Source organism: Actinoalloteichus caeruleus DSM 43889, assembly GCF_000429185.2.
In the GTDB taxonomy this organism is placed as follows: Bacteria; Actinomycetota; Actinomycetes; order Mycobacteriales; family Pseudonocardiaceae; genus Actinoalloteichus_B; species Actinoalloteichus_B caeruleus.
This window is the reverse complement of the sequence record NZ_AUBJ02000001.1, coordinates 2224077-2240741: the sequence shown is the minus strand read 5'-3', so window position 1 is coordinate 2240741 and position 16665 is coordinate 2224077. Positions and strand designations below refer to the sequence as shown.

General features: G+C 59.6%; 22 protein-coding genes and 5 pseudogenes. 6 read left to right on the top strand and 21 right to left on the bottom strand.

Features of this window, described 5'->3' with window-relative positions; translation table 11 throughout:
* Window positions 1-287: 287 nt before the first annotated feature.
* Window positions 288-560, bottom strand: coding sequence for a polymorphic toxin-type HINT domain-containing protein (locus G443_RS07855; RefSeq protein WP_026420774.1), 273 nt, complete (start codon window positions 558-560; stop codon window positions 288-290).
* 264 nt (window positions 561-824) lie between these two features.
* On the opposite strand from G443_RS07855, the gene G443_RS07850 reads away from it, so the two are divergent.
* Window positions 825-1037, top strand: a complete 213-nt coding sequence (locus G443_RS07850; RefSeq protein ID WP_211257314.1) for a tyrosine-type recombinase/integrase — start codon at window positions 825-827, stop codon at window positions 1035-1037.
* A 228-nt stretch (window positions 1038-1265) separates the two neighbouring features.
* On the opposite strand, the gene G443_RS07845 is transcribed toward G443_RS07850, so the two are convergent.
* The 4 genes and pseudogenes from G443_RS07845 to G443_RS07835 all read right to left on the bottom strand — a co-directional run bounded on the left by G443_RS07845 (window position 1266) and on the right by G443_RS07835 (window position 2876).
* On the bottom strand, window positions 1266-1691 hold the full coding sequence (locus G443_RS07845; RefSeq protein ID WP_245588843.1) for an SMI1/KNR4 family protein: 426 nt from the start codon (window positions 1689-1691) through the stop codon (window positions 1266-1268).
* A 53-nt stretch (window positions 1692-1744) separates the two neighbouring features.
* Window positions 1745-1846 (bottom strand): annotated as a pseudogene (locus G443_RS25810) (HNH endonuclease); the annotation flags it as partial.
* Window positions 1847-2246: 400 nt separating this feature from the next.
* A pseudogene (locus G443_RS07840) lies at window positions 2247-2570 on the bottom strand (Imm10 family immunity protein); the annotation flags it as partial.
* A 30-nt stretch (window positions 2571-2600) separates the two neighbouring features.
* Window positions 2601-2876: a hypothetical protein gene (locus tag G443_RS07835; RefSeq protein ID WP_155886178.1), complete on the bottom strand. Its 276-nt coding sequence runs from the start codon at window positions 2874-2876 to the stop codon at window positions 2601-2603.
* Between the two features lie 313 nt (window positions 2877-3189).
* On the opposite strand from G443_RS07835, the gene G443_RS07830 reads away from it, so the two are divergent.
* Both G443_RS07830 and G443_RS24950 read left to right on the top strand, forming a co-directional pair.
* Window positions 3190-3564: a hypothetical protein gene (locus G443_RS07830; RefSeq protein ID WP_253860184.1), complete on the top strand. Its 375-nt coding sequence runs from the start codon at window positions 3190-3192 to the stop codon at window positions 3562-3564.
* A gap of 380 nt (window positions 3565-3944) precedes the next feature.
* A complete protein-coding gene (locus tag G443_RS24950; protein WP_030103807.1) occupies window positions 3945-4199 on the top strand; it encodes a tyrosine-type recombinase/integrase in 255 nt (84 codons plus the stop codon).
* Window positions 4200-4355: 156 nt separating this feature from the next.
* Here the strand turns inward: G443_RS24950 and G443_RS07825 are convergent, their stop codons facing one another.
* The 9 genes and pseudogenes from G443_RS07825 to G443_RS07795 all read right to left on the bottom strand — a co-directional run bounded on the left by G443_RS07825 (window position 4356) and on the right by G443_RS07795 (window position 10391).
* Window positions 4356-4769: a hypothetical protein gene (locus G443_RS07825; RefSeq protein WP_081715514.1), complete on the bottom strand. Its 414-nt coding sequence runs from the start codon at window positions 4767-4769 to the stop codon at window positions 4356-4358.
* Between the two features lie 129 nt (window positions 4770-4898).
* On the bottom strand, window positions 4899-5282 hold the full coding sequence (locus G443_RS25805; RefSeq protein ID WP_372493011.1) for a hypothetical protein: 384 nt from the start codon (window positions 5280-5282) through the stop codon (window positions 4899-4901).
* Window positions 5283-5379: 97 nt separating this feature from the next.
* Window positions 5380-5553, bottom strand: coding sequence for a toxin C-terminal domain-containing protein (locus tag G443_RS26030; protein ID WP_155886177.1), 174 nt, complete (start codon window positions 5551-5553; stop codon window positions 5380-5382).
* Window positions 5522-5962: a hypothetical protein gene (locus G443_RS07820; RefSeq protein ID WP_026419249.1), complete on the bottom strand. Its 441-nt coding sequence runs from the start codon at window positions 5960-5962 to the stop codon at window positions 5522-5524. The genes G443_RS26030 and G443_RS07820 overlap by 32 nt, the downstream gene beginning before the upstream one ends.
* A 23-nt stretch (window positions 5963-5985) precedes the next feature.
* A complete protein-coding gene (locus G443_RS25800) occupies window positions 5986-6915 on the bottom strand; it encodes a polymorphic toxin-type HINT domain-containing protein (protein ID WP_372492959.1) in 930 nt (309 codons plus the stop codon).
* Window positions 6916-7534: 619 nt separating this feature from the next.
* Window positions 7535-7954: an Imm10 family immunity protein gene (locus G443_RS07810; protein WP_211237557.1), complete on the bottom strand. Its 420-nt coding sequence runs from the start codon at window positions 7952-7954 to the stop codon at window positions 7535-7537.
* 2 nt (window positions 7955-7956) lie between these two features.
* Window positions 7957-8682 (bottom strand): annotated as a pseudogene (locus G443_RS25795) (polymorphic toxin-type HINT domain-containing protein); the annotation flags it as partial.
* 177 nt (window positions 8683-8859) lie between these two features.
* The gene (locus G443_RS07800; RefSeq protein ID WP_155886184.1) at window positions 8860-9369 is read right to left on the bottom strand and encodes a hypothetical protein; all 510 of its coding nucleotides are present in this window, start codon (window positions 9367-9369) and stop codon (window positions 8860-8862) included.
* Window positions 9370-9434: 65 nt separating this feature from the next.
* Window positions 9435-10391 carry a polymorphic toxin-type HINT domain-containing protein gene (locus tag G443_RS07795; protein WP_253860181.1) on the bottom strand — a complete coding sequence of 319 codons (957 nt, stop codon included), beginning with the start codon at window positions 10389-10391 and terminating at the stop codon, window positions 9435-9437.
* Between the two features lie 101 nt (window positions 10392-10492).
* Between G443_RS07795 and G443_RS07790 the strand changes: the two genes are divergently transcribed.
* Window positions 10493-10819 (top strand): tyrosine-type recombinase/integrase, encoded by a 327-nt coding sequence (locus G443_RS07790; protein WP_211237555.1) that lies wholly within the window; start codon window positions 10493-10495, stop codon window positions 10817-10819.
* A gap of 449 nt (window positions 10820-11268) precedes the next feature.
* Here G443_RS07790 and G443_RS07785 read toward each other — a convergent pair whose 3' ends face one another.
* The 3 genes and pseudogenes from G443_RS07785 to G443_RS07780 form a co-directional block, all read right to left on the bottom strand.
* The gene (locus G443_RS07785) at window positions 11269-11718 is read right to left on the bottom strand and encodes an SMI1/KNR4 family protein (protein WP_372493010.1); all 450 of its coding nucleotides are present in this window, start codon (window positions 11716-11718) and stop codon (window positions 11269-11271) included.
* 35 nt (window positions 11719-11753) lie between these two features.
* A pseudogene (locus tag G443_RS25790) lies at window positions 11754-11828 on the bottom strand (HNH endonuclease); the annotation flags it as partial.
* Window positions 11813-12670: a polymorphic toxin-type HINT domain-containing protein gene (locus G443_RS07780; protein WP_372493009.1), complete on the bottom strand. Its 858-nt coding sequence runs from the start codon at window positions 12668-12670 to the stop codon at window positions 11813-11815. The gene G443_RS07780 and the pseudogene G443_RS25790, both read right to left, overlap by 16 nt.
* A gap of 794 nt (window positions 12671-13464) precedes the next feature.
* Here G443_RS07780 and G443_RS25785 point away from each other — a divergent pair.
* Window positions 13465-13755 carry a tyrosine-type recombinase/integrase gene (locus G443_RS25785; RefSeq protein ID WP_081715520.1) on the top strand — a complete coding sequence of 97 codons (291 nt, stop codon included), beginning with the start codon at window positions 13465-13467 and terminating at the stop codon, window positions 13753-13755.
* Here G443_RS25785 and G443_RS07775 read toward each other — a convergent pair whose 3' ends face one another.
* Window positions 13756-14118, bottom strand: coding sequence for a hypothetical protein (locus G443_RS07775; protein WP_155886179.1), 363 nt, complete (start codon window positions 14116-14118; stop codon window positions 13756-13758).
* A 200-nt stretch (window positions 14119-14318) separates the two neighbouring features.
* Complete coding sequence (locus G443_RS07770; protein ID WP_253860179.1) at window positions 14319-14846, bottom strand: polymorphic toxin-type HINT domain-containing protein; 528 nt, start codon at window positions 14844-14846, stop codon at window positions 14319-14321.
* Between the two features lie 263 nt (window positions 14847-15109).
* Between G443_RS07770 and G443_RS07765 the strand changes: the two genes are divergently transcribed.
* Window positions 15110-15442, top strand: coding sequence for a tyrosine-type recombinase/integrase (locus G443_RS07765; RefSeq protein ID WP_253860178.1), 333 nt, complete (start codon window positions 15110-15112; stop codon window positions 15440-15442).
* Between the two features lie 116 nt (window positions 15443-15558).
* On the opposite strand, the gene G443_RS07760 is transcribed toward G443_RS07765, so the two are convergent.
* Both G443_RS07760 and G443_RS07755 read right to left on the bottom strand, forming a co-directional pair.
* Window positions 15559-16062 (bottom strand): hypothetical protein, encoded by a 504-nt coding sequence (locus tag G443_RS07760; protein ID WP_155886180.1) that lies wholly within the window; start codon window positions 16060-16062, stop codon window positions 15559-15561.
* A gap of 115 nt (window positions 16063-16177) precedes the next feature.
* A pseudogene (locus G443_RS07755) lies at window positions 16178-16606 on the bottom strand (polymorphic toxin-type HINT domain-containing protein); the annotation flags it as partial.
* Window positions 16607-16665: the final 59 nt, after the last annotated feature.

Here is a 16665-nt window from a genome sequence, read left to right as displayed (position 1 = left end):
CTCGCGAAATCGTCTTCTGTCCCATCCCATGGCACTGCCCACTTGCGCGCCGAGTCTCCCTTTCCGACTTCCACGTTGATATCTGGGCCCTTCGCTGGGGTCGAAATCCATCCTGAATCGCTTGTATTCACCGTTAGCCCGAGTAGTGAATCCCGCTACCTTGCCGTAGGTCGTCGGTGCAGATTCGAGCCGTCCACGGTACGGCTCCCGCGTAGCCGGATCAACCTCACCCAACAGATCAAGCGCTTGGTTGCGGGCTTGTTCGAAACTGTCAAACCTGGGCAGGGCTACTTCCTTGCACGCCCCTCCGGAATTGTGGACGAGGACCGGCGTGGTGCCGGCCAGTACACATAGTACGTGTGGGTGGCGTTGATGGTGAGGTTGTGGGCGCGGTGGTGGTGGGGGTAGGTGTGTGCGTGGGTGATGGCGGTGTGATCGCCGGTGGGGGTGAGGAGGGTGTCTGCTCGGGTGAGGTCGGTGGCGTGGGTCCAGTGGTCGTGGTTGTCGATCCAGAAGGGGTGTTCGTGTGAAGGTTGCGGTGCCCTGGCGGTGGTGGACACCTTTTGGTGGGTGTTGGGGGTGGTCGAGCTTTACTGTGGTGTTGATGTCGAGCGAAGTCCTTGCTCCCGTTGGGAAAGACCTCGGGCTGTCACCATGCGCCGTTCGCTTCAGCGCACTCGAACCGGCGGCCTTGCCCACCTGCCAACCCCAACCTCGGGCCTTCGTGCGTCGTCGTATCGTTTTCTCGACCGGATGCTGCCATTCCCATGAAGAGCATGGAGGACGGCAGAACTGGACTGGAGTGACAGGGCCTCGTCTTCACCATGCCGATCGAACGACCTCTCGACCCGGCCAACCCCACCCGCCGCTTCCGCAGCTTCCTCAACCGGGCCGGACTCCGACACGTCCGCTTCCACGACCTCCGCCACTCAACCACCACCCTGCTCCTGGAACAAGGCATCGACCTCTTCGTCATCAAGGAACTCCCCGGCCACGCCCACATCGGCGTCACCGCCAGCGTCTACGCCCACACGTGAGGCTCCGGCTCCAGAGTCAAGACATCGACGCCCTCGGCAACACCCTCGGCTCAGCCGACGACGGCCTCGAAGACCTACCCGCCGCAGCCGTCGTCCGCTGACGTTGCCGTCAGCGTTGGCGTCAAAACACCAAAGACCCCCTCCGCAAAAGTATGGCGGAGGGGGTCTTTGCCTATCGACCGGGAAGGAGCTACTTGCCAGCCCCTTCCCGGCTAATGTACATCGAATCTAGCCTACCGAATCACAACGAACTAGCCGCGCGAGGAACTCGTCAAACGAACGCGCTACCCGCCGAGGGATGCGATCTTCATCGATGTACGCGATGGAAGGGTTCCCCTCCGAGTCGCACTCGGAATAGTCGAGCATTACCGTGTCATGGCCACCGGAAGGCGTGTCGCAAATCACTACGCCAATTTCCGGATAATCCCACTCGGAGATCAGGTATGAGCTTCCATGACCGGACGTGGAGTCGATTCCCCAAAATCCACCGATTCCTCGAATCCCGCTGATCTCGAAATGATCGTCAGCCCATGAAGTCGGAAACGACGTGGGATAGCAACGATGCCGCGGAGTACCTCCGTTCCTGAGGAGTAGCACCTCGACGTAGCTACGAGGCAGGCGCACCCGGAGGTCCTCCTCAGCTCGAAGGACCATGTCTCTGTCGAGCTGAGGCCCGGTATAGTAGTCGCCATCCTCGAATAGATCCGTCATCTGAAACCTCCGGTGTGCCCGGTGTCGGCATGAATTTGTCGATCGATGAGCTGCATAGGCGCACAATCTTGGTGATGATGCCACGTGTAGCCTGCCGGGGTCGAAGGTGGCCCGGCTGCCTCATTGGCTAGCCTGAAGTCCTTCGCCGGCTACCAGTGAGTTGAAGTCGAACGTCCCGGCACCTGAGGGTGACGCCATGCAGCGAAGTCAGGGAATCCGTTGGCATCGAACGGAACACCGGTGTAGCCAAACGGCACGAGGCCCTCCCGGCAAACTCGCGAGGGCCCAAGTACGACTTCGCCTCCAGCGCCAAACCATCGCCACCTGGACGAGGTCCTCGGCGACCAGAATGGCAACCCCGACCGCCCGCCCTCCGTACCCGTTGACGTTGCCGTCAAACGCCATATGGGCCCGCCCGGAATGACTTCCGGGGGGCCCATATGCATCGATCCGGACGGCCAGCGTTAGCGTATAGCGGGAAATTGACTCACCAGACGGCTACTCGGAAACGCTCGGTCCGATCAGTTCTGGTCGCTTCTCGGGGTCTCCCCAGTCCAAGATCTCACGTAGCTTCATGGACAGGTTCGTGATGTCAACACGCGAATCACGCAGGTCCACTTCCACGACAGTCGAGATTTCAAGGATATCCGCGTCTTCAGCTGTGAACTCCAGGTCCAGCATCGCGCCGTTAAGTCGCACGCGCCGCAGACAGCCATAAACCGTGACCCCCTGCCCTTTCGAGACGTTGTAGGAGTCCATACCAGACTGCACGTCCTGCTCGTCTGGCTCATAGGTGGATCGCTGGATCGAAAATGATCTCTGAACGCCAGAGTCGAGCTTTCGTGTTCCCTATTAGTTCAAGTCCGGTAGGTCTCCGTTGGGGTCTGATTCCCGATGGGAGAGGAACAAATCGAGTTCGTTGAAGAGTGTGGTAACGGCTTCGACGCTTTCCTCGTGCATGGCTCTGTGCCAAAAATTGTTGTCCTTGTTGGGGTAGGCGATTTGCACCACCAAAACTTGCCACGTTAGGCTGGCGCCCAATCCTGATTTGTGGTGTAGCCAGTCTCGAAATCCCTTCAGGAAATTCCATTCTGTTGCGGCATCCATGCCGGTCACAAATGCAGTCACCTCGCCGAAGGTGGTCAATCCATACAAGCCAGGACGCCTATGGGCGTCAGCTAGTCTCTCGCGAAGGACCATGTAGACACCTTTTACCTAGGAGCTGGGCTGAATACAAGGTCGTCGCCGTACTCGAAGTAGCTTAGATACTGATCGATTGGTTCGCCCCGTCTGCCGGTCGTCGCATCGAATACTCGACCATTCTTGACGACGACGTCGTGGTGGCTCCAGTGGCTGTCGATGCCGCGAAATTTTCCAAGCCCCGGGGTGCTCCGTACCTATCGGTGATTCTCATAATCTCTCCTCCGATGGTCGACTGAATATGATCAGCAACTTCCTCGCATCCGCCCTTTCCGCAAACCTGCGCAGCGGGCTTCGGTTTCCAGGAATCACCCAAATCCGGGCCGCAGGGATCGGAATTGTGAACCAGGACCGGTGTGGTGCCGGCCAGCACATAGTACGTGTGGGTGGCGTTGATGGTGAGGTTGTGGACGTGGTGGTGGTGGGGGTAGGTGTGGGCGTGGGCGTGGGCGTGGGCGTGGTGATGGTGGTGTGGTCGCCGGTGGGGGTGAGGAGGGTGTCTCCTCGGGGGAGGTCGGTGGCGTGGGTCCAGCGGCCGTGGTCGTCGACCCAGAAGGGGTGTTCGTCGGTGGCGGTGACGGTGCCGGGGAGCTGGTCGGGGCTGGGGTGTGGCTGACGTCGACGAGGGTCTTGGGTCCCTCGTTGGTGGTGGTGGCCACGATCCGTTGGGGTCCGATTTCCCCGGTGTCCGGGTCGGAGGCGAGGACTTCGTCTCCGAGTTGGTTGTCCTCGATGGGTGTGTGGGTGCCGTCGGCGAGGAGGACGAGGGTGCCGGGGACGGAGCTGTTGGCCCGGCAGCCGGCGTTGCGGAGCAGCGCGGTGGCCTCGTCGCGTTCGCGTCGCCAGGTCCGCACCCGGAAGATGGCACGATCCATGTCGCGTCGTCCGTGAAGTGTTGATACGGGTGCAGTGTTCGAATCTCGTGGATCCGGGGGGATGACTCATTTCCCGGAGAGCAGGATTGGACTAGAGTGACCGAGCCTCGGCCTCGCCACGCTGACCGGCGGACCTTCCGATCTGGTCGACCTCACCCGCACTGCTTCCTCAATCCGGTCCGGAGTTTGGCGCGTCCGTTTCCATGACCTACGGCATTCGGCCGCGACCCTGCTTCTGGGACAGGGCGTTGGCCTCGTTCCCAAGGAGCTGGTGGGCCACACCAACATCGGCGTCACCGCCACCGTCTACACTGATGTCCGACTCCGCCTCCAGCATGACGCCATCAACACCCTCGGGACCGCACGCGGCAGCTAGGAGACCACTGAGGGGTGCGCTCCAACGGTGTTAAACCGCCCCTGTGCGGCCCCCGTTCGTTGCCGTTGCCGTAAACTATCGCCGTCTGATGACGCAAGAAGCCCCGTCAGAACGCACCTGACGGGGCTTCTCCTTGCTTGCGCGAACCTTCAACAACTATTCGACTAGCTCCGGCTCAACGCGATATTCGCGCCTCAAGTCCTCCACCAGGCGCCTACCTGCAAATTTCACCACTCCGCGCGCCCACCAGACTTCCTCGGGCATTCTTGGGAACGCATCAGGAAATAGAAGTGCACGGAATCTTGAGTCCACGGCTTCCACTTCTGCGCTTAGTAGTGCAAGCTCGGGAAATTTTTGCAGTTCCGCAGAATTCAATGCATTTGCCAGGCAATCCCTCGATGTCAGATCATTGAAGTAGTCTTCGGCATCACCCCGATAGCCCTGTTCGCACTCCTCGACGAACGTCCTCCATTGCGAAAAAAGTGCCTCCGGTTCGACGTCACGCCACCGACCGGACTTTCTGACAAAGCTAGAGAACGCGTCGTGAAAGTTTTCGGTATCGTGAGTCATCGGTTCGGCGAGGGTCGTGAAGTGATTGGTCCGCAGTTAGAACACCGTCGTCGAACCTCGCTGCCCAATTTGTGGTTTGAGGTGCATGGTACCAAGTGTGTCACCCGTGAGCTTGTTCGCTTAATCGTCCTAATAATCTCTGCGAAACTCTCGCACGGCGGAGATGCTAGTAGTCCACTGGGAAATTCTGGTCCCGTCATCGCTTACTTCCTGATGGGGTTGGATGTGATTCCATGGGTGCTCCGGGTTGAAAGGCTCACTGAGCTGGTCTAGAAAAATAAGTGAATTTTGGACGTAGACCACGTCTCCATATCGATACATCGGCCAACAGGAGACAAAGTTGCTGTTTTCCGGATCGGTGATCGAGGCGATAAGACAGGAAGTGGACGTAGAGGATTTGTCGATGTTTCTGAGGGCGTTCGTCCAGCTTAGACGGTAGTCCTTGGGTGACCAAAAGCTTAAGTTGATCGAGAATCTTTCGCAAAAGTCTTTGCCTACCCTGATTTGCCCCATAGTTCCCCAATTATCTGAGTTATCATCCTGTTCCAGTATCTCGATTGAAAATAAATCAATCTTCGATTCGATTGAGCTCCGAGTCATAGGTTCCTTTTCATTTTCCATCGGAGTTGATCACCTTCCAGCCGTTTGTTGTGTTGTGTCCGTCGACATCGGGTGTAATGTATTTTTTCCGTTGGAGAAAACAAATTGGCCATGTGAGTCGAAGGGGATCCTCGGCGGGGCCACTGGCTTGGTCAAACTGACAGGTCCTGCTGCGCCTCGACATACGTGTTAGCCGGGACAAACTCGGACATCGTCCGGAAGAAAATCATCCCAGCCTCTTTGACGGCCTCCAGAAAGTCGAGAAGTGAAGTGCTCGCTGTCCTCGTTTCTTGTCCAGTTACTACGGTCACCAAGACGCGGGAACCTGCGGCCCGCAGGGACAGCTTGATCGGCTGATCCGGAAAATACGTCTCCGCGTAACCCGATGACTGTACGCTTGTCACCATGGCGGCGATATAGCACCAAAGCTGGTCAACGTAGTCCCACTCTTCAGTGCCGATGATTTCCAATCCATCAACGGACAGCCGAATGGCGCCTTCGATGTAGTCAAGGTCGGGTGGCGGGATGTCACATGCGTCGACTCGAACAAATCCGCCGTCCGCGCCCCTTAGGAACGTCTCGATCTCAACCATGTCTCAGGTCCTTCGGTGATATTTTATTCCGGATAGAACTGGCCCACTCGGCCTTTATTTAGGCCGACTACGTAATCGACCCCGTTGGCGTTTCCGCGAATCTGATACATTCCTTGGCTGCCTCGCTGAATTAGTGTATCGCGGTTCTGTCTCATTACCTGGCCGATGGCGTCTCGGATGTCATCAACGCTCATGTTTGAATCGAAGAAGGTTTGAGTGTTCTTTATTGATCCATCCCAGTGATCCGAGTGGTGACGAGTAAGGATTTGCTCCATTCCTTTCTTGTCTAACAAGACAGACTGATTTCCGAACTGGAACCGCTGGCTGCTCCAGTCCCTGAGAACGGGAAGGCATCCTCCGCTGTTGTGAACCAGGACAGGTGTCTGTCCCGCCAGTACATAGTACGTGTGGGTGGCGTTGATGGTGAGGTTGTGGACGCGGTGGTGGTGGGGGTAGGTGTGGGCGTGGGTGATGGTGGTGTGGTCGCCGGTGGGGGTGAGGAGGGTGTCTCCTCGGGTGAGGTCGGTGGCGTGGGTCCAGTGGCCGTGGTCGTCGACCAGAAGGGGTGTTCGTCGGTGGCGGTGACGGTGCCCGGGAGCTGGTCGGGGCTGGGGGTGTGGCTGACGTCGACGAGGGTCTTGGGTCCCTCGTTGGTGATGGTGGCCACGACCCGTTGGGGTCCGATTTCCCCGGTGTCCGGGTCGGAGGCGAGGACTTCGTCCCCGAGTTGGATGTCCTCGATGGGTGTGCGGGTGCCGTCGGCGAGGAGGACGAGGGTGCCGGGGACGAAGCTGTTGACCCGGCAGCCGGCGTTGCGGAGCAGCGCGGTGGCCTCCTCGCGTTCGCGCCGCCAGGTCCGCACTCGGAAGATGACACGATCCATGTCGCGTCGTCCGCGAAGTGTTGATACGGGTGCAGTGCTCGAATCTCGTGGCTCCGGGGGGATGACTCATTTCCCGGAGAGCAGGATTGGACTAGAGTGACCGAGCCTCGTCCTCGCCACGTTGACCGGCGGACCTTCCGATCTGGTCGACCTCACCCGCGCTGCTTCCTCAACCCGGTCCGGAGTTTGGCGCGTCCGTTTCCATGACCTACGGCATTCGGCCGCGACCCTGCTACTGAAGCAGGGCCTCGACCTCGTCTTCAAGGAGCTTGTGAGCGATGCCAACATCGTCGGTCCCTGCCGTCGGTACGTCCACCTACGACTCTGACTCCAACTCCAAGCCGTCGATACCCTGAAGGACGTCCTCGGCTCATAGACGACGCCCAGGACGACCCACCCGTTGCGGCAGGCACCGCTGACAATGCCGTCCGCGGTGTAGCCAAACGGCACGAGGCCCTCCCGGCAAACTCGCGAGGACCCACGTACGACTTCGCCTCCAGCGCCAAACCATCGCCACTGGACGAGGCCCTCGGCGACCAGAATGGCGATCCCGACCGCCCGCCCTCCGTACCCGTTGACGTTGCCGTCAAACGCCATATGGGCCCCCCGGAATGACTTCCGGGGGGCCCATATGCATTGATCCGGACGGCCAGCGTTAGCGTATAGCGGAAAATTGACTCACCAGACGGCTACTCGGAAACGTTCAGTCCGATCAGTTCTGGTCGCTTCTCGGGGGCTCCCCAGTCCAATATTTCACGTAGCTTCATGGACAGGTTCGTGACGTCAACTCCCGAATCACGCAGGTCCACTTCCACGACAGTTGAGGTTTCAAGGATATTCGCGTCTTCAGTTGTGAACTCCAGGTCCAGCATCGCGCCGTTAAGCCGCACGCGCCGCAGGCAGCCGTAAACCGTAAATCCCTGCTCGTTCGAGACGTTGTAGGAGTCCATTCCAGACTGCACGTCCTGCTCGTCTGGCTCATAGGTGGATCGCTGGATCGAGAATGATCGTTGAACGCCAGCGTCGTCCATCCCGCTGACGCCTACCTCAAGTGCCTCCTCATCCTTGTAGTCCTCAAAGAACCCGACCTCTGTGGCGGTCAGCCTCATCCCTAGCCCCTCGCCTTCCATGTTCCGGAGCTCTTGGCCCCGTCCCATGTATACGTAACTGACACTCCCAATTCCCTGACCATTCGGTTCATCGCCCCCTTGCACCTTGAGCAGGGCGGAAGCTGGCCTCGCATCGCCACTGCGTCACCAGGGCTCAACGGGTACTTACCAGCGAACGGATCGCCCGGAAGTGAGACCTTCGGCCCTGTGGAAGCACCTGCCATACGTGAGAACCGGTGCTCTGTGTGCGTGAAAGCCGAATTATTGGGATAGCCGAGAGCAGCCTCCTCCGGAGTCATGTCACCGCTCTCCAGCTTTACATCGACACGCGTGCTCCCGTCAGGAGCTGTCGCCGTGATATCGCACATGTGACCGCTGCCGCCGGTGTTATGAACCAGGACCGGCGTGGTGCCGGCCAGCACATAGTACGTGTGGGCGGCGTGGATGGTGAGGTTGTGGACGCGGTGGTGGTGGGGGTAGGTGTGGGAGTGGGTGATGGTGGTGTGGTCGCCGGTGGGGGTGAGGAGGGTGTCTCCTCGGGTGAGGTCGGTGGCGTGGGTCCAGCGGCCGTGGTCGTCGACCCAGAAGGGGTGTTCGTCGGTGGCGGTGACGGTGCCCGGGAGTTGGTCGGGGCTGGGGGTGTGGCTGACGTCGACGAGGGTCTTGGGTCCCTCGTTGGTGATGGTGGCCACGACCCGTTGGGGCCCGGTTTCCCCGGTGTCCGGATCGGAGGCGAGAACTTCTCACCGAACGGATGTCCGTCGGTCTGCTGCTATGAAAGATACCGACTGGACACGAAAGATAGAAGCGATGTCGTGCTTAGTCTAGTAGCGGACCCCAGCAGGTATAGAAGTTGGGGTCCGCTGTACTAGTCACGCGGCAGAACTGATTGAATATGTTTTTTATTAACCCAGGTAGGAAGCTCCTAGTAGGTTGCACTTAGATGACCAAGAAGGAAGAGCGCTGGATAGCTCCTTTATATCTACTTCAGTGTAATCTGGAATCGTTTCAGAAATTTCCTCGACGTCTAGTAGGTAAAAGTCTGCGCGCTCGCCCACTAGTGTTAGGTGACCGTCGGGTATAAAGCCTAGGTGCAGGCCGAAGCTGTTGTTTGAGGAATGTGGAAGGCTTGAGATTATTGTGACTGCCATGAATGGATCGAGGATTTGATCCATGGTCCATGTCAATGTTTCCGTGCGTCGAACTACAAGGAGGGCAAAATTGCCCGTATCGATCTCGAGGGCTGTACGCATTTCAAGGAGTAGGGCGGCGGTGCTCGTTACGTGGCAGACTTTGGAATCCAGTAATTGTGCCTCCTGCAGCGCATCGACTTTCCGAAGTGGGTCAAGCTCGGACAGTGCAATAGAGTCATTTGGGTTAGGTCTGGCGTGAATAAGGGATGTGATTGTTGTCATGATATTGGTATGTGCCTATACGGGTCAGATTTGCCTAGTGTTCGACCGGTCGTCGGATGAACGGCTTAACCTGAGCTGTTGTAATAAACCACATACCCATTTGGGTACTGGTGCGGTCCATCTGTCCTGGGGTTCATTACTCGAACCTGTGTCACTCGGTTGCTAAGTCCCTCCGTGCTCGCTGGAACATCGTAGATCCATCCCCTGCCTGAGTTAGCAGGTCTGCCAGGTGCCCCTTTTGGTAGAGGTAGTGTCTCGCCGGCAGGACCCGACACAGCATCGATGGGGCAGACGTCATTATGGACAAGAACCGGCGTCTCGCCCGCCAGTACATAGTACGTGTGGATGGCGTTGATGGTGAGGTTGTGGACGCGGTGGTGGTGGGGGTAGGTGTGGGCGTGGGTGATGGTGGTGTGGTCGCCGGTGGGGGTGAGGAGGGTGTCTCCTCGGGTGAGGTCGGTGGCGTGGGTCCAGCGGCCGTGGTCGTCGACCCAGAAGGGGTGTTCGTCGGTGGCGGTGACGGTGCCCGGGAGCTGGTCGGGGCTGGGGGTGTGGCTGACGTCGACGAGGGTCTTGGGTCCCTCGTTGGTGATGGTGGCCACGACCCGTTGGGGCCCGATTTCCCCGGTGTCCGGGTCGGAGGCGAGGACTTCGTCCCCGAGTTGGATGTCCTCGATGGGTGTGTGGGTGCCGTCGGCGAGGAGGACGAGGGTGCCGGGGACGAAGCTGTTGACCCGGCAGCCGGCGCTGCGCAGGACCGCGGTGGCCTCGTCGCGTTCGCGTCGCCAGGTCCGGACGCGGTCGACGGCGCGGTTGATGCCGCGGAGGAGGTCGGGGATCTTGCCGAGCTTCGTCCAGGGCACCGCGCTGATCAGGACCCAGCCGCAGGCCACGATGTCGGCTGTGGTGAAGCAGTTCTTGATGTCGTCCAAGCCGAGGACCTCGGACAGGACCTTTCCTCCTGCGTCGAGGACGACGTCGATGACGGAGCGGGTGCCGGCCAAAGTGGACTGCGTCGCCAAGATCTGTTGTGCGGTATGTCCGTTGTAGGTGCGTGATACGAGCGGTATGGACCGCTGTGGAGTGGTCCGCTGTGGAGTGAAAGGCACTCGTTTTCACTACGCTGATTGGCCGGCCTCGCGATCTGGCCAACCTCACCCGCGCTGCTTCATCATCCGGCCAGGGTTCCGACGCATCCGCTTTCCACGACCTCAGGCACTTCACCGCCACCCTGCTCCTGGAACACGGCGTCGAGCTCGTCGTTATCAAGGAACTCCTCGGCCACGCCCACATCGGCGTCACTGCCACCGTCTGCGACCACGTCCGACTCCGCCCCTCCAGCCGTGACGCCATCGGCCCCTTAGCACCACGCTCTGCAGCCAGGAGGACACCGAAACGGCGGCGATCCGGGGGCGATGAACCACCGTCCTGCGTAGGTCGCGTCCGCTGACGTTGCCGCCAACTACTGCCGTCGCCACCACGCAGGAGCGTCGCCGGGATCGGCGGGGCTCCTGCCTATGCCATCACGCGCTCGGCTGTGATCGAAACCGAACTGATTCAGTTCCGGCCGCTGCTCCCAGAGACCCAATCAGTTTGTGTTGCTCCTACCAGAGTCTAAGTTGTTCAAAATTTTGTCTTGCATCCAGAATTCTCTTGCCTGCAGGTGGGATTTTATTAGACAGATCCACTCCCTGGTTGCGCAGTCCTTCCATGCGAAGATGTTCGGCGATGTATAGGTCAGCATTTGTTGTGCAAACCTGTGTGCAAGTTGCGTCTACATTTATCTTATGTGTCCGCTGATGATCTTGTCGATCGAAAAAGGTCCCCTCCGTCGTCATGTGGAGGGGACCTTCATCTTCTCGCAAAGACGTTCAAACTTGTCCGCGAAGAAGACGCGACCTAAATCGGTGAACTGCAGAGAATCAATCGGGACAAGAACTCGTCGAATGATCCCGCTACTGTCCGAGGGATACGGTCTTCGTCGACGTATGCAACAGATGGCTCACCGTCCGGGCCGGACTGGGAGTAGTCAAGCATTACAACGTCATGTCCACCTGAAGGCATGTCACAAATGATTACACCAATTTCTGGGTAGCCCCATTCGGCGATCAAGTCTGCGCTCCCCAGTCCAGAAGAAGAATCAATCCCCCATGTCCCTCCGACTCCGAGAAGTGCGCGTACCTCGAAATGGTCGACAGCCCACGATGTCGCGAACTCTGTAGGGAAACATCGCCGCTTCAGCACTCCACCATTTTTTATTGACAGGGCTGCCACGTAGCCTTCGGGGAGTCGCAGACCTAAGGAATATTCTGCGCGAAGAACCATGTCATGACTCAGCGGGGGGCCCATATAGTAGTCTCCGTCCTCAAACAACTCGTTCATTACTACCTTCCTATGGAGAATCCGCCTGTGTGAGCTGTCCTTTTATGAGCTTCTGTCTGGATCAACTGCATAAGCCCCGGCTCTTGGTGGTGGTGCCACGTATATCCGTCTCGCTGAGACCCGCTGCGCGATTAGATCTTGCGAAATCTGTTCCACGGCTTCCGGAAAGTTCGATTCGTACGTCGGGCACATCCGGATGGCGCCACGCTGAGAAATCGGGGAAGCCATTTTCATCGAATGGGACATTCGTTTTAGGATGAACGTCTCCTGCTAGTTTGCCATTACGTACCTTCGGTATGCCGCCGTCAGCGCATTCACAGCTCGCCGGGTGCCCAGTGACTCCTCCGCCGCAATTGTGGACAAGAACCGGCGTCTCGCCTGCCAGTACATAGTACGTGTGGACGGCGTTGATGGTGAGGTTGTGGACGCGGTGGTGGTGGGGGTAGGTGTGGGCGTGGGTGATGGTGGTGTGGTCGCCGGTGGGGGTGAGGAGGGTGTCTCCTCGGGTGAGGTCGGTGGCGTGGGTCCAGCGGCCGTGGTCGTCGACCCAGAAGGGGTGTTCGTCGGTGGCGGTGACGGTGCCCGGGAGCTGGTCGGGGCTGGGGGTGTGGCTGACGTCGACGAGGGTCTTGGGGCCTTCGCTGGTGATGGTGGCCACGACCCGTTGGGGCCCGATTTCCCCGGTGTCCGGGTCGGAGGCGAGGACTTCGTCCCCGAGTTGTATGTCCTCGATGGGTGTGTGGGTGCCGTCGGCGAGGAGGACGAGGGTGCCGGGGACGAAGCTGTTGACCCGGCAGCCCGCGCTGCGCAGGACCGCGGTGGCCTCGTCGCGTTCGCGTCGCCAGGTCCGGACGCGGTCGACGGCGCGGTTGATGCCGCGGAGGAGGTCGGGGATCTTGCCGAGCTTCGTCCAGGGCACCGCGCTGATCAGGACCCAGCCGCAGGCCACGATGTCGGTTTTGGTGAAGCAGTTCTTGATGTCGTCCAGGCCGAGGACCTCGGACAGGACCTTTCCTCCTGCGTCGAGGACGACGTCGATGACGGAGCGGGTATCGGCTAAAGTGGCCTGCGCCGCCGAGATCTGTTGAGCGGTATGCCCGTTGTAGGTGCGTGAGACGCGCGGTGTGGACCGCTGTGGAGTGGTTTGCTGTGGTGTGGACTGCGGGGAACGCAGCCGGGAATGCGCACTCTTGCCGAGCGATATCACGCTGCGTACGACGCTGGACGGCCTTGCTGAGCGCTGTTGTGCGTAACCGTTCGACGATGGCTTTGGCCTGGCGTTTCAACCACCGGTAGAGCAGCCCATCAGGGGTCGCTGAAGGTGACGGGGGAGGTGTCCGTTCCCCGGCTGTCAGCTGTTGGAGCGACCTGATCGGGTGCGACGCTCGGCTCGATGAAGTGCGAGTCCATCGAGCCGAGCACGCATGCATCCGGCACTGCACCCGGCTGCCGGCGGGATGACGTTGACTTCATTATCGGGGCCGCCGTTACGATCCGTCGCTCGCTCCAGCGCACTCGGATCGGTAACTTCGCCTATCTATCAGGCCAAGCACCGAGCCTTCGTACGTCATATCGTGCTCCCAACCGGATGCTGCCATTCCTACGAGGAGCACGGAGGGTGGCAGTACTGGACTGGAGAGATAGAAGCCTCGTCCTCGCCACGCTCACCGGCGGACCTTCCGATCTGGCCAACCTCACCCGCGTTGCTTCCTCATCCGGCCTGGACTCCGGCGCATCCGCTTCCACGACCTACGGCACTCGACCGCGACCCTGCTCCTAAAACAGGGCGTCGACCTCGTCGTCATCAAGGAGCTGTTGGGCCACGCTCACGTCGGCGGTCATCGGCCGGCGTCTATGCCTCCGACTCCGACGCCAAGCCATCGATACCCTGAACGACGTCCCCGACGATTCGCCCGCCGCAGCCGTCGTCCGCTGACGTTGCCGTCAAGCACTTGTGAAGCGGCATCTAACGTGCTCCGGGCCATAAGTGCCTCCACCAAATGATTAGCAGTTTGAGCTGTCTCTGGTAATTCCGTAGACCACTCGGTCCTGCGGGTCGTACATAGTCAGCCCATGGGTGGACGCCAAGTCGAGCAGTACCGGAAAAACTTCACGGGAACGCGACCAAGATATAGTGGCGATCACGCACTTGCTGGTGAAATAGAGAGGGGAAGCCCACGGAGATTCCTTCATGTTTTCTTCGTCAAGGTCTGGAAATTTGGAGATTATGGATCGGTAGAAGTTTTCGATGGTCACACTCTCTTCGACTATACCTGTAGCGCCATCCGTCAGCTGATCGTAGATCTGGGCTGCCTCCTCTGTTGTCGGGATTTCTTTCTGGTACCAAAAAATAAGATCGAAACTCATTTTCGCCACCTCTCTCGAAATTGCCATCCGGGGTCGACGTGCGGTACTCGATTGAAGATACTATACCGCCGTTCGGTCCTGTGGGGTCGTTCCGACCGGCCAGGGTGACCCCACAGGAACTATCGATCTATCCACACATCGTGAACTCCGACAAGTGTTCGGCCATCGCTAGTGGTGACCGTATTGCCTGCGCTATTGAGTTAGTCATCAAATTGCCGTTGATGGGGATTCTTCTTGGCGGTTCCGCCCTTAACTTCTAGCCCATACCACTGGCCGTTGATCTCAACCGTGCCGTCATATTTGCGAGCTCGCATTCCTGGTGCAGAAACTGCAGTTCCGTTGCGCATAACGGCTGCGCCGTCCATTTCCAGCTGATCCCAGGCGTTTGCTTCATCCGCAGCACCGTCACGCCCAGGCTCGCCATTACGCTTTGAGAACTTGCCGTCCGCCGAGCGCGGGGCTCCAGTGACTCCTCCGCCGCAATTGTGAACCAGGACCGGCGTCTCGTCCGCCAGTACATAGTACGTGTGGATGGTGTTGATGGTGAGGTTGTGGACGCGGTGGTGGTGGGGGTAGGTGTGGGCGTGGGTGATGGTGGTGTGGTCGCCGGTGGGGGTGAGGAGGGTGTCTCCTCGGGGGAGGTCGGTGGCGTGGGTCCAGTGGCCGTGGTCGTCGACCCAGAAGGGGTGTTCGTGTGAAGGTTGCGGTGCCCTGGCGGTGGTGGACACCTTTTGGTGGGTGTTGGGGGTGGTCGAGCTTTACTGTGGTGTTGATGTCGAGCGAAGTCCTTGCTCCCGTTGGGAAAGACCTCGGGCTGTCACCATGCGCCGTTCGCTTCAGCCCACTCGAACCGGCGGCCTCGCCCACCTGCCAACCCCAACCTCGGGCCTTCGTGCGTCGTCGTATCGTGTTCTCGACCGGATACTGCCATTCCATGAAGAGCATGGAGGACGGCAGAACTGGACTGGAGTGACAGGGCCTCGTCTTCACCATGCCGATCGAACGACCTCTCGACCCGGCCAACCCCACCCGCCGCTTCCGCAGCTTCCTCAACCGGGCCGGACTCCGACACATCCGCTTCCACGACCTCCGCCACTCAACCACCACCCTGCTCCTGGAACAAGGCATCGACCTCGTCGTGATCAAGGAGCTGTTGGGTCACGCCCACATCGGCGTCACCGCCACCCTCTACGCCCACGTCCGACTCCGCCTCCAGCCCGACGCCATCGACACCCTCAGCACCGCGCTCGCCAGTCCTGCTGGCCACGATCCGACCCGCGGCGACGGCAACGACCCGCCGCTGTGCGGAGTCCTCGTCCGCTGACGTTGTCGTCAACTCCTGCCGTCACCTCATGCAGAAGCCCCGCCAGGACACACCTGACGGGGCTTCAACTTTGCTATCGCCATCCAGCGCGAGGGTTGCGGGATCGGGCTGTGAGGCTACACCTCGCCCTTCAACCAACGCTCGAATGGCGCGACCTCCGACAGTTTGGAATTGAGTGCCTTCAACCCCCCGGCGAAGTCCTCGGCTAATTTCGAGAGCATCGCGACTAGCTCATCCAGTGCAGTATTCTCCCGCTCCGGGTTTGGAACCCAATTTGTCCGCGAATCACAGCGAATCATCACGAGATCCCCGCTTGGGCGGAAGGTCAAAGTTCTCTCGATACCTTGCGAGTAGAGATCCACCTCAACTTCGCGTCGTTCGCGCACGCCTGCCAGAAGCGACGGCAGTTGCTCCATGAAGGCAGACAAGTCATACACCACATCGAGCGGCCACGTATCACTTCCGAACCCGCCGATGTGAAATCTGCCGCCTCCAGCATCAGAGAGGGCGCTGCACGCCTCCAGGACGAGGGTTTCGTAATCGGCACCCGGTTCCAGGCTCGTTGAAGGAGACAGAGTGCCAGACGGCACGGCCGGATTGAACGACACAGAGAAGCTCATCTCTCCAGCTCCTAGTTCGGGCCAATGATTGGAAATCCCGTTTGTACAGCCCATTTGGACTCGGGACGATGGTAGCTGCTCGCGCTTTCGCAATGCTCCCGTCCGGCATAATCACCTACCCCGTGCCTTCCGGAATCCGCACCGATCTGGGCCCGGCACCTTCGACATGGAGTCCCTTCAAGAACTCTGCCGCAGCATCGTTATCCAGCCACTGGCCTTGCTGATTCCCGGTGGTACGAGCGCGATCTGTCAGCTTCTTCGTGTTCTTCACTCCAGCGCCATGAGTCTTGAAGGTATGACCCCACGTGTTCACGCTGTTGGCTGCCCAATTGGGGCAGTTGTCGTTGTGAACCAGGACCGGTGTGGTGCCTGCCAGCACATAGTACGTGTGGGTGGCGTTGGTGGTGAGGTTGTGGACGCGGTGGTGGTGGGGGTAGGTGTGGGCGTGGGTGATGGTGGTGTGGTCGCCGGTGGGGGTGAGGAGGGTGTTTCCTCGGGTGAGGTCGGTGGCGTGGGTCCAGTGGCTGCGGTTGTCGATCCAAAAAGGTGTTCGTCGGTGACGGTGCCCGGCAGTGGTTGACGCCTTTTAGGGGTAGGAGCGAG